Raw genomic sequence first — 14,297 nt, 5'->3', positions numbered from 1 at the left:
TGCCGGGGAGGATTCCGGCTAATGCTGCTGGAGGTGCTGGGCGGCGAGCCGCACGGCCGCGTTCCGGGCGCCGTATCCCCGGTAGCCGCCGGTCCGCTGCACCAGCTCGAAGAAGACCCGCCCGACCGTGGCGGTGTAACAGTGGAGGAACTCGCCGTGCGCGTCCCGGTCGTAGAGGATGCCCAGCTCCGCGAGGGCGGCCAGCCGCCCCGGTTCGAGGTCGTGGCGGGCGTCGAGGTCGTCGTAGTAGTTGGCTGAGATCGGCAGCAGGCTCGCGCCGCGTTCCTTCAGGCGCCGGGCGGCGCCGATGATGTCGTCCGTCGCCAGGGCGATGTGCTGGAGGCGGGTGCCGTCGGCGTCCGGCGCGGGCGCGACGTTGAGGACGACGCGTACCCCTCCGTCGGGCGACGCGACGGCCCGGCTGCGCACGAGTCCGTAGGGGTCGGCCAGGTCGAGGCTGTCGTCCGCCTCCAGACCCAGGACGCCCCGGTGGAACAGCGACGCCTCGTCGAACTGGTGCCAGGGCTGGGTGAGCGCGATGTGGTCGATGTGCCGGATGGTCCCGGCCGGTTCGCCCTGCTCCCCCGGCTGGGCGCGCGGCGGTACGTCGGTGAAGTCACCGGTCCAGCTGGGGTGGTCGGGGTGCCCCGTACGGCAGAAGAAGACTTCGGTGCCGTCGGGTGCGGCAACCGCGTCCAGCGGGGCGTCACCCGGGGCCCGGCGGCGCGGCACCACGGGTGCGAGCACCGCTTCGGCGCGCCGCGCGGCCTGGTCCGGGTCGGAGGTCTCCACGCCGATCGCGGTCAGTGCCGGGTCCTGGCGACGGCCGCTGACACCGGTGTTGAGCAGGATCCGGGCCTGCCCCTGTGCCCACAGCTCGACCGGCTTCCAGGTGTGCCGTGCGGTGTGGGCGAAGCCCAGGGCGCCGAGCACTCCGCGCAGCGGTTCGGTGTCGGCGGCGGTCAGCTCGGCGAAGGCGAAGCCGGCGGGCACGGGTGCGGCGGGCAGCTCGGACAGAGCGGCCGACTCCTCCAGGAGCAGCAGCGAGCGGAGCGCGTCGACGGCGGTGGAGGCCGCTCCGGCCTGCCGGAAGACGTCGTTGAACACTTCGAGCGACAGGGGGCCTTGGTATCCGGCCTTCACCGTGGCGGCGACCAGCGGGGCGAGGTCGAAGCCCCCCTGGCCGGGGAAGCAGCGGTAGTGCCTGCTCCACTGCAGGACGTCCATCGCCATCAGCGGCGCGTCCGCGAGTTGCAGGAAGAAGATCTTCTCGCCGGGGATGTCCGCGATGCCCTCGGGGTCCGAGCCGCGGGAGAGGATGTGGAAGCTGTCGAGGCAGGTGCCCAGGGCCGGGTGGTCGGCCTGCTCGACGATGCGCCAGGCATGGTCGTACGTGCTGACGTGCCGGCCCCAGGCCAGCGCCTCGTAGGCGATACGGATGCCGTGCTCCGCCGCGCGGTCGGCGAGCAGTCGCAGTTGCTCGGCGGCGAGCGCGTCGTCGTCGACCGCGTCGGGGGCGACGCTGGAGCAGACGAGGAGCAGGTCGGCGCCGAGGCGTTCCATCACGGCGAACTTGCGTTCCGCGCGCCGCAGATTGCGGGTCAGGACGTCGGCGGGGACGGCTTCGAAGTCGCGGAACGGCTGGTAGAGGTCGATGTCCAGGCCGAGGTCCGCGCAGCGCAGCCGTACCTCCTCGGGGCTGAGCGGACCGCCGAGGAGATCGTTCTCGAAGATCTCCACGCCGTCGAATCCGGCGGTGGCGATGGCGGTGAGTTTCTCGGAGAGCGGGCCGCTGAGCGAGACGGTGGCGATCGATTTGCGCATGGTGTCCTTCTGTCGTGCCGGGAGCTGCGGGGCCGTTCGCCCTGCCGGCCCGGTGGCTGTCGGGCCGGGAGCCGTCAGGCCGGGAAAGCGGCCAGGTCGCCGAAGTCGGCGAGCATCGGTCCGGTGTGCGGTTCGAGTCCGGTGAAGAGCCGGAAGGCGTCGGCCGCCTGGAAGACGGCCATGCCGCCGCCGTCGAGGGTGCGGCAGCCGATGGCGCGCGCCTCGCGCAACAGCTCGGTCTCCAGCGGCCGGTAGACGACTTCGGCCACCCAGAGGTCGGGCCTGAGCAGGGCGACCGGCAGGGGCAGGCCGGGGTGGGCGGCCATACCGGTCGGTGTGGCGTGGACCAGGCCGTCCGCGACGGCGAGGCATTGGGCCGTCGCGCCGCTCGGCGCGGACACCGCACGCCCTGCCCCGAAACGCGCGGTCAGCGCGGCGGCGAGGGCGGCGGCACGGGCCGGATCGGTGTCGACCAGGGTGACCCGGTCGACGCCGAGGTTGAGCAGCGCGTGCGCCACGGCGGCGCCCGCCCCGCCCGCGCCGAGCTGCACGACCTCACCGGTCGGGGCGTCGGCGAGGCCGCGGGCGAAGGACTGGGCGAAGCCGGTGGCGTCGGTGTTGTGCCCGATGGCGCGTCCGCCCCTGAAGACGACGGTGTTCACGGCTCCGAGCCGGGCGGCCTCGGGGTCGAGCTCGTCCAGGTGCTCGATGACCAGCTGCTTGCAGGGGTGGGTGATGTTCAACCCGTCGAAGCCGAAGCGGCGGGCGGCGCGTATCAAGTCGCCGACGGCCTCGGGCGCCACGCCCAGCTCGTCGATGTCGAGGGTGCGGTAGACGAGGCGCACACCGTGCCGGTCCGCCTCTCGTTCGTGCAGGGCGGGGCTCAGGGAAGGGCCGATTCCGGAGCCGATCAGGCCGGTGAGGTACGAGGTCATCAAGTGTTCCTGTGGGTCGGCTTGGCGCTGTTGGTCACCATGTCGCGGTCGGCGCGACTGGTGCGGTGAGCCGCGGAGGGCTCAGAGGGCGGCGGCCTCCGGCGCCGTCGTCGTCGGCGCCTTCGACTCCCCCTGCTTCAGGCCGAGTTCGGCCGTGGGCACGCGGTGTGTCTCGCGCCCGGTGGCCACGGCGATGGCACAGATCACGCAGAAGGCGGCGGTGAAGATCGCGACGCCGAGCCAGTTGTCGCCGTCCGGGCCCGCGATCTGGGCCGCGAAGGTCACCGCGAAACCGGCGACGGCGAAACCGATCTGGGTGCCGACGGCCATGCCGGAGAGACGGACCCTGGCGGGGAACATCTCGCCGTAGAAGGAGGGCCAGATGCCGTTGGCGGCGCTGTAGACGACGCCGAAGAGCAGCAGTCCGGTGACGAAGACCAGCGGGTAGCTGCCGGTCGAGATCGCCCACAGGTAGACGAAGATCATCACCCCGCTGCCGATCGCGCCGATGAGGAAGACGGGCTTGCGGCCGATCCGGTCCGAGAGCCCGGCCCAGAGCGGAATGGCCAGCAGGGCCACCGCGTTGGCGCTGCCCGCGACCCAGAGCATGCCCGTCTTGTCGAGGCCCACCGCGTCGCTCGTGGCGTACGACAGGGCCCACACGGAGAAGATCGTGCTGACGGTCGCGATCAGCGCCGCCGCGACGACCCGCAGCACGTCGGCCCAGTGGTTCCTGAGCAGTTCCGCGAGCGGCATCTTGGCGACGGCCCGGTCGGCCGAGGCCTGCTGGAAGACGGGGGTCTCCTCCAGGGTGCGGCGGATGACGTATCCGGCGACGGCGACCACGGCGCTCAGCAGGAACGGGATACGCCAGCCCCAGCTGTACAGCTGCTCGTCCGGCAGCGCGGCGACCGGCAGGAACACCAGGGTCGCGAGGAGCTGACCGGCCTGGGTGCCGTTGAGGGTGAAGCTCGTGTAGTAGCCGCGCCGGTGCTCGGGCGCGTGTTCCAGCGTCATCGCGTTGGCACTGGCCTGCTCGCCGGCCGCGGACAGGCCCTGGAACACCCGCATCAGCACGAGCAGCACCGGAGCGACGGTGCCGACCTGCGCGTACGTGGGCAGACAGCCGATGAGGAAGGTGGAGAGCCCCATCAGGACCAGCGTCCAGACCATGATCTTGCGGCGGCCGAGCCGGTCGCCGAAGTGGCCGAGGACAAGGGCCCCCAGGGGGCGGGCCGCGTACGCGACGCCGAAGGTCGCCAGGGAGATCAGGGTGGCGGTGGCCGGGTCGTCCGGGTCGAAGAAGACCTTGGGGAAAACGAGGGCGGCGGCGCTGCCGTAGATGAAGAAGTCGTAGTACTCCAGCGCGCTGCCGATCCAGGCGGCGAAGGCGGCTTTGCGTGGCCTGCCCGGGGGCGGCACGGCCGGGGCCTGGTCGGCCTGCGGGTGAGCGGACACGTGAACTCCTCGGTGGAGAGCGGCCCGGCCGCCGGGGGTCGGCGGGCCGCGGGGGACGGGGGGGGCGGCGCGGTGGAGGGAACGCCGGTGCGGGTGGCGATTACGGGTGGCGATTACGGGTGGCGAGCGGTGCGCACCCGGCACGTGCTGTAGTTAACGCACTAGATAGTTAATTAACTTGGGAGTGATGCTGACCCCGCCCCCCGGACCGTGTCAATACATCGCGCCGTAACAGATGGCCGGCGCGACGGAACCCGGAACGGTGAGCTTCCCCGGATCGACTCACTCGTCATATCGCCGTGCCGTACGCTGCGGCGCGAGGTCGGATATGACAAAAAATGGGGAGTAGTCACGTGACTGAACAGGACAGTGCGGGCGAGCTGTTGGGGTTGCTGTCGGTCAAGGGCCGGGACGTCGCCGGGGAGTGGGTGCAGCAGGTCTCGGGCACGCTGAAAGGCCGCGTGAGTGTCGCCGAACTCAGCCGTGAACTGAGCGAATTGCACGAAGCGCTGGCGCAGGCGCTGAGCCAGGGCGCCGGCGACGTGCACGGGGAACAGATGTCGGAGGTACGGGCCCTCCTGACGGAGCTGTCGAGAAACAGGGCACGGCAGGGTTTCTCGCCCACGGAGACCGCGGTGAGCGTGTTCGCCCTGAAGCAGGTCCTCGAGCCCGTGCTCCAGGACGGGTCCGTCGAGGAGATCCGCGCCTTCGGACGCCTCAGCCGCGTACTGGACGGCCTCGGCCTGTTCACGATCGAGACGTACACCCGGACCCGTGAGGAGCTCATCTCCGCGCAGGCCGAACAGCTGATGGAGCTGTCCACGCCCGTGGTGCGGCTGTGGGACGGCGTCATCGCCGTGCCCCTGGTGGGCACGCTGGACTCCGCGCGGACCCAGGTCGTCATGGAGAAGCTGCTGCAGGCGCTGGTGGACACCGGTTCCGAGCAGGCCATCATCGACATCACCGGCGTACCGGCGGTGGACACACAGGTGGCTCAGCATCTGCTGAAGACCATCGTCGCGGCCCGCCTCATGGGCGCCGAATGCACCGTCTCCGGCATCCGCCCGCAGATCGCGCAGACGATCGTGGCGCTTGGCATCGAGTTCGAGGGCATCGTCACCAAGGCGAGCCTCGCGGACGCGCTCAAGCTGGCTCTGCGGAAGTCGGGCGTCGAAGTGGTCGCCCGCAAGGCCGGGCAGCTGTGACCGAGCGGGTACCGATCCTGCGGATCGGCGAGGTACTGCTGGTGTCCATCCAGTTCGACCTGGAGGATCAGACCGTTCTGCAGTTGCAGGAGGACCTGGCCGAGCAGATCGTGGACCGCTCCGCCCGGGGCGTCATCATCGACATCACGGCACTGGAGATCGTCGACTCCTTCGTCGGGCGCATGCTGGCGACCATCGCGGACATCTCCCGGATGCTCGACGCCGAGACGGTGGTGGTCGGGATGCGCCCGGCCGTCGCCATCACGCTCGTGGAACTCGGACTCTCGCTGGGCGGAGTGAGCACGGCTCTCGACCTCGAGAAGGGACTGGCGCGGCTCGGGCGCTCCTCATCTGCGGACGAGGCGTGACAGCGCCCTGGCTGCCCGGTGAGGCGCCTGCGGTCTACCCCATCACGCACAACCGGGACGTGGTGAGCATCAGGCAGACCATCCGCGTCCTGGCGCAGCAGTGCCGCCTCTCCCTCGTGGACCAGACGAAAATGATCACGGCGGCGAGCGAGCTCGCACGCAACACCCTCGTGTACGGGGGTGGCGGAGCCGTCAGGGCGGGCATCGTGGAAAGAGACGGCCGCCAGGGGATCGCGGCGCTCTTCGAGGACACCGGCCCCGGCATCGAGGACGTGGGTCTCGCGATGACGGACGGCTGGACCTCGGGCGCCGGCCTGGGGCTCGGGCTCAGTGGCGCCCGCCGCCTCGTCGACGAGTTCGAACTGGTGACGGAGGTCGGTGTGGGCACCACGGTCAGCATCATCAAGTGGGCCCGGTGAACACCCGGCGGACCATACTGGCCAGCAGGGACATGAGCTGGTTCCGGGACGGCCCCTCCCTGTCGACCGCGGCGCGCGGAGCGGCGGCCGCCTTGGCCCGGAGGATCGGTCTCGACACGCATCGCGCCGCGGAGGTCGCCCTCGCCGTCACCGAGGCCGCCACCAACATCCAGCGCCATGCCACGGACGGTGCGCTGCTGCTCCGGACGCTGCACACCAAGACCGATGCCGCGGTCGAGTTCGTCACCGTCGACTCGGGCCCCGGCATGGTCGACGTGTCCGCCTCGCTGGCCGACGGAGCCTCCAGCGCGGGCACACTCGGCATCGGGCTCGGAGCCGTGGTCAGGCTGGCCGACCACTTCGACGTCCATTCCGTGCCCGGCAAGGGGACGGTCATGGCGGCGCAGTTCTGGTCACGGCAGGCCGACGACCAGGGAGTATCGGCGGCCCTTTCGGCCGGGCGGCAGTACGTCTCCGGCATGACACGGCCCATCAGCGGTGAACTGACCTGTGGCGACGCCTGGAGTGCCCGGCTCGACACCGCCACAGCCCTTGGCACCGGACCCGGCACCGGACCCGGCCACCACCCCGCCGTTCTCGTCATGATGTGCGACGGCCTGGGGCACGGCCCGCTGGCGGCCCGCGCCAGCGCGGCGGCCGTGGAGGCGTTCCAGGACACTCCCGCCACCGACCCGGAAGGGATCATGAGCGCGGTGCACCGCGCTCTCCGGGGAACACGGGGCGGCGCGGCGGCAGTTGCCAGGATCGACCCGGCGGCACACCGGGTGCAGTACTGCGGCGTCGGCAACATCAGCGGCTTTCTCATCGGGCACGACGCCCGCAAGACCCTCCTTTCGGTGCCCGGCATCGTCGGCGCGAACATGCGCCGACTGCGGACCTTCGAGGAACCGCTGCCCGAAGGAGGCGCCTTGGCCATGCATTCCGACGGACTCACCGAACGGTGGGATCACACGACGCTGCCCGGGCTCCTGCACCATTCGCCGCTTGTCGTGGCCGGGCAGCTGTTGCGCGAAGCCGGTGTGCGCCGCGACGATGCCAGCGTGGTGGTGGTGAAGGGGATTTGGTGACCATCGAAGGGCGGGACGGACGTGCCTGCTGACTCTCCCCGACAGGCCCACGGGGCCCGGGGCGCCGGTGCGGGCCACGGGCTGCGCACGGCGGCTTCCCTCGGCCTTGCCTCGGCGCAGGACGTGTTCCGGCTCAGACGCGGCGCGCAGCGGGCTGCCGCGGCACTTGGCCTGGAGCACCAGGACCAGGTCCGCCTTGCCACCGCGCTGAGCGAGCTGGGCCGGGACCGCCTCGGCTGCGGCCCGGGCACCGTCTCCTTCCGTTCCGAGTCCGGCGAGCAGCCCACGCTCGTCGTGACGCTCGACTGGGGCCATGGTCTGCAGCCGATGCCCGAGACCCTGCAACTGGTCTCCAGGCTCGTCGTGATCGAGTACGACCCCCACGAGACGCACGGCCGGGTCACCGTCCGCCAGCCGCTGCCGGCGAACCACCTCACGGTCACCGACATGGACGAGCGCCTGGCCCGGTCCCTGGGCCGGGCCGGGCCGACCACGGAGGCCGACTTCCTCAGGGCCCAGACACGGGATCTGATCGCGACGCTGGAGGAGACGCGAGCCCAGCGGGAAGAGCTGCGCCGGCTCAACAAGGAGCTCGAGGAGACCAACCAGGGGGTGCTCGCCCTCTACTCGGAGCTCACCAAGGAACTGGAGACCACCAACACCGGTGTGCTCGCCCTGCATTCGGAACTGGACGAGAAGTCCCGGCGGCTGCGGGAGGCCAGCGAGGCGAAGACGCGGTTCTGGACCAACATCAGCCACGAACTGCGCGCACCGATCAATTCCGTCGTCGCCCTGGCCCGCCTGTTGCTGGACCCCCGCTCGGAGCCGGTGTCGCCGGAGCAACGGCAGCAGATCACGTTGATCGAGGCATCGGGGCAGACGGTCCTGTCCCTCGTCAGCGATCTCCTGGACGTCGTCAAAGCCGAGTCGGGTCTGCTCGACGTCCAGCGCGCCCCGGTCGACCTGCGGCTGCTCATCACCCAGCTGAGCGCCACTTTCGAGGGCACCTACGCAACCAAGGGTGTCCCCCTCGTCACCCCGGACCTGAAAGATCTCCCCCCGGTGATCACGGACGGGAAACTCCTCACCCACGTCCTGCGCAACCTGATGTCCAACGCCTGCAAGTTCACCGACGAGGGTGAAGTACGGCTGGACGTCGCCGTGAGCGAAGACCGGTCGTCGCCGTCCCTGCGCGTGACGATCACCGACACGGGAATCGGTATCCCGGCAGAGGATCTCAGCCGTGTCTTCGAGGAGTTCTACCAGGTCCGGGGTCCCCATCAGAGCGGGCATGCGGGGACCGGGCTCGGGCTGCCCTACGCCCGCATGCTCACCGAACTCCTCGGCGGAACACTCAGACTCACCAGCACCCCCGGGGTCGGCACACGCGTAGAGGTGCTCGTCCCGGTACACAGACCGGACAACCCCGGCGAGGAAGCCGGCGGAGGCGCACAGTGACCGACAACACCCGGGATGCCGCTCCCGCCACCATCCTGGTCGTCGAGGACAACGAGACCAACCTGTACCTCCTCACCAGCTGGCTGGAGCGTGCGGGGCACGTCGTGATCGGCGCGAAGGACGCGGGCGAGGGCCTCGAGCAGCTGGCCGCAACGGGCGTCCCCCTGCCGGAGATCGCCATCGTGGACGTACGCCTGCCGGACATGAGCGGCTTCGAGCTGAGCGAGAAGATCAAGGGCAACGCCCGCACGGCCGCCCTGCCCGTCATCCACATCTCCGCGTCGGCCGTCAGCGCGGAGGATCACGCCGAAGGGCTCCAGCGAGGCGCGGACGCCTACCTCAACCAGCCCCTGGACCCCGGCGAGTTGCTCGCCACGGTCACGGCCACGCTGCGCTACGCCCGGGCCCGGCGCCGGGCGGAGCAACTCGCGCAGCAGCTCCTCGTCCTCAACCAGGCGACCATGTCCGTCTACAGCGCCATCGGCTTCCACTCGTTCGCCTCCGCGGCCACCGGGGGCGCCGCCCGTCTGCTGTCGTGTCCGGCCAGCGCGGTCTTCCTCTCGCCCGAGGGGCAGGCGGTGCACAGCACGAGCGACGGCCCGGACACCACGGCCCGGACGTTCGCGGCCCGGCCGGACGTACTCGACCGGCTGCTCCAGCAGAGTCTGGGCAACGGAACCGGTGCGACGGTCGCCCGGATCCCCCGGGGGCAGTGGCAGACCTTGCTGAGCGCGGGCCATTTCGGCGGGAACATCACCATGGCAGTGGCGCGGACCAAGCGCGGACGCCCCCCTGTCTGCCTCGCCGTCCCCTCCGACGCGCTCACCGGGACGGACGACGAGCATCTCCTCCAACAGCTGGCCCACGCCTGCGCGCTGGCCCTCGAAGCCTTGAGAACCTACAACGAGGAACACACGCTCGCCCTCGCCCTGCAACGCTCGTTCCTGCCGAGCGACCTTCCCGCCGTCGACGGCATCGACCTGGCCTTCCGCTACCTGCCCGCCTCCGAGAACGCGGAGATCGGCGGCGACTTCTACGAGGCGATCCCCACCGCCGACGGCCTGTTGCTGGCCATAGGCGATGTGCTCGGCCACTCGCTCGGCGCGGCCACCGTGATGGGCGAGTTGCGCCACGCGCTGCGCGCCTACGCCATCGAAGGGCATCCGCCGCAGCAGGTGCTCGGCCACCTCGAAGCCCTCCTGGCCCACTCGCAGCCGACCGTGACGGCCACCCTCTGTCTGGTCCTGGTCGAGCCCGGCGGAAGACGTGTGCAGGTCGCCAACGCCGGTCACATCCCCCCGCTCGTCATCAGCCCGGAAGGCCACGCGCGCTTCCACACCCCGCACGGGCCGATACTGGGACTGCGGGCACCCCACCCGGCCCCGACGGCCCTGTCCACACCACCGGGCACCCGGCTGCTGCTCGTCACCGACGGCCTGGTCGAAGTGCGCAACACGTCGCTGAACACCACGCTCGACGCCTTCATGGAGGCGGTCCTGGCCGGTCCCGCCGGGCTGCAGGACCTCAGCGACCATCTCCTGGACAGGTTCGGGAGGGGCAAGGACGACGACATCGCGCTGCTCGCCGCGGATCTGCACGGATCATGAACGGCCAGGGCGGTGCGGGGATGCGCGAGCCGTCGCGGGAGGGGTCACCCGTCGAGGGCCTCACCGAGTGTGGGGCTGATGTCGATGAGGGTGTCGATGCCGACGATCTCCAGGGTCCGGATCACGGACTCCGCGGGGCCGGCGAGGCTCAGCCGGCCGCCGGCCGCGTCGAGCGCCCGGTGGGCGGCGATGAAGACGTTGATGCCGCTGGAGTCTATGAAGGTGACCCGTCGCAGATCGATGACGACGCGGGCACCGGGCGCCTGGACGGCTTCGAGCGCCTCGCGTACGTGGGCGCTGGTGTCCAGGTCCATCTCACCGGCGAGCGTCAGAACCGTGACGTCGTCGAGAGGCGTGGACACGACTGAGAACTGATCAGTCTGCTGGGCTCGTTCGCTGCCTGCCATGCGTTCGTCGGCCATGCTGACGATGCTTGCACATCCGGCGCCTCGTGGGGCGTGTCGGCGGTAACGTACCCACGATGCCCGGCAGATCGGGGAGGCCGGACGGAAGGGCGCATCGGGCCGACAACGCGGGCGTGGAATCGCCGCACGATCGGGAACGGGTACATGGGGCGAATGATCTGCGAGCCGGGCCGTGCGTGACGACGGCCGGGCGCCGGACGAACCGGCCGCGGAGACTGCGGAGGCCGCGGAGTTCACCTTCGAGCTGGCCGGGACCAGCACGTGCATCGCCCGGGCGCGCCATCTGGCCGCCGGATTCCTCGCCCGGATGCAGGCCGAGCACGGCCTTCCGGTCTCGCGGCGCGCCACGGATCTGACGCAGCTGGTGATAAGCGAGTTGGTGACCAACGCCCTCAAGTACGCGCCCGGCCCCGTCGTGGTGAACCTGCGCATCACCGCCGGGGCGGTCGAGGTGGCGGTGCGGGACTCCGGGCCGGTCCTGCCGAGCGCCCGCGCCGCCGACACGGGCCGGGTCGGGCAGCACGGCCTGGAGATCGTGCTGGCCGTGGCCCAGCGTTTCGAGGCGCGGCAGGAGGCGGTCGGCAAGAGCGTCACCGTCAGCATCGCCCTGAGCGACGACCGGGGCGGCACCTGAACGTCGTGACACGGCGTCGGGCCGGCCCGGCCGCGGGGCCGGACCGACCGGTCGTCGATGCCCGCACGTCACTACACGTGGTCGAGATCGCGTTCCTTGGCCTCCGGCAGCGCGAGCACGCACAGCAGCGAGAGCAGGGCCATGCCGCTCATGAACCAGCCCCCGACCGCCGGGCTGTAGGTCTCGGCAAGGGCGGTCACGATCAGCGGGCCGCCGCACCGCCGAGCACTCCCCCGAGGTTGTACGAGAAGCCGGGCGTCCCCCGGTTCCGCGATGATCGCGCCCCCAACCTCCGCCGCACGCGGGTCGGCCCGGACCACGACGCCGTCGAACGCCGCGACGAGTCGGCCGAGCGCCGTATCGGGGCTGGTTGCTGCGCTGCTGTCGGCCGGATGCATCCCCGCACAGTAAGGGTCACCAGGTCAGCGGCGCACGCGGGGCATCCCCAGGCCGATCCAGGAGATGATCTCGCGCTGGATCTCGTTGTTGCCGCCGCCGAAGGTGAAGATGACGGCGCTGCGGTAGCCGCGTTCCAGTTCGCCGTGGAGCACGGCGCCCGCGGAGCCCTCCTTGAGGGCACCCGCCGAGCCGACCACCTCCATGAGCCAGGCGTACGCGTCTCTGCGCGCCTCGGAGCCGTAGACCTTCACGGCGGAGGCGTCCTGGGGGGCGAGGGTGCCCTCCTGGACGGCGTTCACCATCTGCCAGTTGAGGAGCTTCATCGCGTCCAGTTTGGTGTGTGTCCTGGCCAGGCGCTGGCGGACCCAGCCGAGGTCGATGACGCGGCGGCCGTCGGCGAGTTTGGTGTCGGCGGCCCAGCGCTGCACGTTGTGGAAGGCGCGGATGGCCATGGTGCCGTGCGCGGCGAGGGTGACGCGTTCGTGGTTGAGCTGGTTGGTGATGAGCCGCCAGCCCTTGTTCTCCTCGCCCACGCGGCGTGAGACCGGGACGCGGATGTTCTCGTAGTAGCTGGCCGTGGTGTCGTGCGAGGCGAGGGTGTTGATGATGGTGCAGGAGTAGCCGGGGTCGGAAGTCGGCACGAGGAGCATGGTGATGCCCTTGTGGGCGGGGGCGTCCGGGTCGGTGCGGACGGCGAGCCAGACCCAGTCGGCGGTGTCGCCGTTGGTCGTCCAGATCTTCTGTCCGTCGACGACATACTCGTCGCCCTCCCGGACCGCTTTCGTCTTGAGCGCCGCGAGGTCGGTGCCCGCGTCCGGCTCGCTGTAACCGATCGCGAAGTCGAGTTCACCGGAGAGGATCTTCGGCAGGAAGTACGCCTTCTGCTCGTCGGTGCCGAACTGCATCAGGGTCGGCCCGACCGTGTTCAGGGCCATCAGCGGCAGCGGTACGCCGGCCTGGGCGGCCTCGTCGAAGAAGATGAACTGCTCCATCGGCGAGAGCCCGCGCCCGCCGTACTCCTTCGGCCAGCCGACGCCGAGCCAGCCGTCGGCGCCGAGCCTGCGGATGGTCTCCCGGTAGAACCGCTTCTGCGCGGCGGGGTCGGCGTACCGCGCGTAGGCGTTGTCGGGCACCAGCTCGGCGAAGTACGTGCGCAGCTCGGTGCGCAACTGCCGCTGCTCAGGCGTGTATTCGAGGTGCACGGCCCCTCCTGCTTTCGCTGGCTCTCCCGGCTTGAGCTTGACGGCGCACACAGTAGAACGCGTTTCAGAAATAGGGAATGACAGTGACGTATGTTCCGTCCGGACCCGATCGCACCTTAGACATTGTCTCGGTTTGGTCTCGGTCGCGAAATCGATGAGTGCCGGGCTGCGCGGCGCCCGTATTCACGCTTCGAACGCACCAAAGCGATCCGAAGCAATCCGAAGCGACTTGAACGCCGACATAGGGAGATCTCTGATGCTGCTCAGCAAGAACCACGCCCGCAAGAGCCACGCCCGCAGGAACACCGGCTACTTCGCCTCCTTCGCCGCGGCGGGAGTCCTGCTGCTCTCCGCGTGCGGCGGCGGCACCGACGACGCCTCCGGGGCGAGCGGCTCCACGGACATCGCGCTGAAGTCCGGCACCGCGCAGCAGAACAACGCGCCCAAGAAGACCGGGGACTGGGCCAACCAGCCCGGCGAGGCCGCTTCACAGCCGGTCCAGCGCAAGTGGGTTCAGTTATCGGCGTCCAGGGCGGGCGACCTGGACCCGGTCGTCGTCAACGGCTCCGGATTCACCCTCTACCGCTTCGACAAGGACACCGCCTCGCCCTCGAAGTCCACCTGCAACGGCGCCTGCGCCACCACCTGGCCGCCGGTCCTCGTGAACCCCGGCGGCAAGATCTTCGTCGACGGCGTGGAGGCGTCGGACGTGGGCGTGGTCAGGCGGGACGACGGCACCCGCCAGGTGACCGTCGGCGGCTGGCCGGTCTACCGCTTCAGCAAGGACCTCAAGCCCGGCGACACCAACGGGCAGGGCGTGGGCGGCACTTGGTTCGGCGTCCGGCCCGACGGCCAGAAGTCCGGCGCGCAGGGCGGTGCCCAACCGACGGACGGCGCCGAACCGACGGACGGCGCCGAGCCGCCTGGGACCGCCCCGGACCAGGGCCAGGACCAGGCCGCCCCCGCGAGCAGCGCCGTCCTCTTCGACGACGCCGACTTCTCCGACAACGGCCCCTCGCAGGGCGTCGCGGGCAAGGGCTGCCAGAACGTCGCCCGCCCGAAGGTGACGTCGTCGATCTCCGTGAGCGGCTCGATGAAGCTCTGGACGGCCCCCGACTGCAAGGGCACGTCCAAGGTCATCAACGGCGACGTGGCCGACCTGTCGGCCATCGGGTTCGACAACAGGATCAGCTCGGTGACGTTCGGCTAGCCCCGCGGACCGGCTCCGGCCGCCGAACGCGTCACCGGGACACGGATACGGGTCCGCCCCGGCAG

At 70.6% G+C, this 14,297-nt stretch carries 14 protein-coding genes; 8 read left to right on the top strand and 6 right to left on the bottom strand.

The window, feature by feature from the left end; genetic code table 11:
* Positions 1–18: 18 nt before the first annotated feature.
* From ACWFR3_RS18450 to ACWFR3_RS18440, 3 genes are all read right to left on the bottom strand, one after another.
* The gene (locus ACWFR3_RS18450; protein ID WP_453735637.1) at positions 19–1,824 is read right to left on the bottom strand and encodes a bifunctional sugar phosphate isomerase/epimerase/4-hydroxyphenylpyruvate dioxygenase family protein; all 1,806 of its coding nucleotides are present in this window, start codon (positions 1,822–1,824) and stop codon (positions 19–21) included.
* 74 nt (positions 1,825–1,898) lie between these two features.
* Positions 1,899–2,759 carry a shikimate dehydrogenase gene (locus ACWFR3_RS18445; RefSeq protein WP_453735636.1) on the bottom strand — a complete coding sequence of 287 codons (861 nt, stop codon included), beginning with the start codon at positions 2,757–2,759 and terminating at the stop codon, positions 1,899–1,901.
* A gap of 81 nt (positions 2,760–2,840) precedes the next feature.
* Positions 2,841–4,217: an MFS transporter gene (locus ACWFR3_RS18440; protein WP_453735635.1), complete on the bottom strand. Its 1,377-nt coding sequence runs from the start codon at positions 4,215–4,217 to the stop codon at positions 2,841–2,843.
* 353 nt (positions 4,218–4,570) lie between these two features.
* Between ACWFR3_RS18440 and ACWFR3_RS18435 the strand changes: the two genes are divergently transcribed.
* From ACWFR3_RS18435 to ACWFR3_RS18410, 6 genes are all read left to right on the top strand, one after another.
* Positions 4,571–5,422 carry an STAS domain-containing protein gene (locus ACWFR3_RS18435; RefSeq protein ID WP_453735634.1) on the top strand — a complete coding sequence of 284 codons (852 nt, stop codon included), beginning with the start codon at positions 4,571–4,573 and terminating at the stop codon, positions 5,420–5,422.
* Positions 5,419–5,790 carry an STAS domain-containing protein gene (locus tag ACWFR3_RS18430; RefSeq protein ID WP_453735633.1) on the top strand — a complete coding sequence of 124 codons (372 nt, stop codon included), beginning with the start codon at positions 5,419–5,421 and terminating at the stop codon, positions 5,788–5,790. The genes ACWFR3_RS18435 and ACWFR3_RS18430 overlap by 4 nt, the downstream gene beginning before the upstream one ends.
* Before the next feature lie 11 nt (positions 5,791–5,801).
* Positions 5,802–6,209 (top strand): ATP-binding protein, encoded by a 408-nt coding sequence (locus ACWFR3_RS18425; protein ID WP_453735705.1) that lies wholly within the window; start codon positions 5,802–5,804, stop codon positions 6,207–6,209.
* A gap of 32 nt (positions 6,210–6,241) precedes the next feature.
* A complete protein-coding gene (locus ACWFR3_RS18420) occupies positions 6,242–7,297 on the top strand; it encodes an ATP-binding protein (protein ID WP_453735632.1) in 1,056 nt (351 codons plus the stop codon).
* Positions 7,298–7,378: 81 nt separating this feature from the next.
* On the top strand, positions 7,379–8,755 hold the full coding sequence (locus ACWFR3_RS18415; protein ID WP_453735704.1) for a sensor histidine kinase: 1,377 nt from the start codon (positions 7,379–7,381) through the stop codon (positions 8,753–8,755).
* Positions 8,752–10,362, top strand: coding sequence for a SpoIIE family protein phosphatase (locus ACWFR3_RS18410; protein ID WP_453735631.1), 1,611 nt, complete (start codon positions 8,752–8,754; stop codon positions 10,360–10,362). The genes ACWFR3_RS18415 and ACWFR3_RS18410 overlap by 4 nt, the downstream gene beginning before the upstream one ends.
* A 44-nt stretch (positions 10,363–10,406) precedes the next feature.
* Here ACWFR3_RS18410 and ACWFR3_RS18405 read toward each other — a convergent pair whose 3' ends face one another.
* Positions 10,407–10,784 (bottom strand): STAS domain-containing protein, encoded by a 378-nt coding sequence (locus tag ACWFR3_RS18405; protein ID WP_453735630.1) that lies wholly within the window; start codon positions 10,782–10,784, stop codon positions 10,407–10,409.
* Between the two features lie 175 nt (positions 10,785–10,959).
* Between ACWFR3_RS18405 and ACWFR3_RS18400 the strand changes: the two genes are divergently transcribed.
* Complete coding sequence (locus tag ACWFR3_RS18400; RefSeq protein ID WP_453735629.1) at positions 10,960–11,421, top strand: ATP-binding protein; 462 nt, start codon at positions 10,960–10,962, stop codon at positions 11,419–11,421.
* A 71-nt stretch (positions 11,422–11,492) separates the two neighbouring features.
* Here ACWFR3_RS18400 and ACWFR3_RS18395 read toward each other — a convergent pair whose 3' ends face one another.
* Both ACWFR3_RS18395 and ACWFR3_RS18390 read right to left on the bottom strand, forming a co-directional pair.
* A complete protein-coding gene (locus ACWFR3_RS18395) occupies positions 11,493–11,819 on the bottom strand; it encodes a hypothetical protein (RefSeq protein WP_453735628.1) in 327 nt (108 codons plus the stop codon).
* A gap of 24 nt (positions 11,820–11,843) precedes the next feature.
* Positions 11,844–13,022: an acyl-CoA dehydrogenase family protein gene (locus tag ACWFR3_RS18390; RefSeq protein ID WP_453735627.1), complete on the bottom strand. Its 1,179-nt coding sequence runs from the start codon at positions 13,020–13,022 to the stop codon at positions 11,844–11,846.
* 256 nt (positions 13,023–13,278) lie between these two features.
* Here ACWFR3_RS18390 and ACWFR3_RS18385 point away from each other — a divergent pair, with 256 nt between their 5' ends.
* On the top strand, positions 13,279–14,232 hold the full coding sequence (locus ACWFR3_RS18385; protein WP_453735626.1) for a hypothetical protein: 954 nt from the start codon (positions 13,279–13,281) through the stop codon (positions 14,230–14,232).
* Positions 14,233–14,297 lie beyond the last annotated feature (65 nt).

The organism is Streptomyces sp. NPDC055189 (genome assembly GCF_053606765.1).
Note: the sequence above shows the minus strand (reverse complement) of the source record. Positions and strands in the feature narration are given on the sequence as shown.

What these genes read in the sequence shown, in the direction of transcription:
- ACWFR3_RS18405 (WP_453735630.1), bottom strand. Translation starts at nt 10,784, where the DNA reads ATGGCCGACGAACGCATGGCAGGCAGCGAACGAGCCCAGCAGACTGAT.
- ACWFR3_RS18450 (WP_453735637.1), bottom strand. Translation starts at nt 1,824, where the DNA reads ATGCGCAAATCGATCGCCACCGTCTCGCTCAGCGGCCCGCTCTCCGAG.
- ACWFR3_RS18385 (WP_453735626.1), top strand. Translation starts at nt 13,279, where the DNA reads ATGCTGCTCAGCAAGAACCACGCCCGCAAGAGCCACGCCCGCAGGAAC.
- ACWFR3_RS18420 (WP_453735632.1), top strand. Translation starts at nt 6,242, where the DNA reads ATGAGCTGGTTCCGGGACGGCCCCTCCCTGTCGACCGCGGCGCGCGGA.
- ACWFR3_RS18395 (WP_453735628.1), bottom strand. Translation starts at nt 11,819, where the DNA reads ATGCATCCGGCCGACAGCAGCGCAGCAACCAGCCCCGATACGGCGCTC.
- ACWFR3_RS18445 (WP_453735636.1), bottom strand. Translation starts at nt 2,759, where the DNA reads ATGACCTCGTACCTCACCGGCCTGATCGGCTCCGGAATCGGCCCTTCC.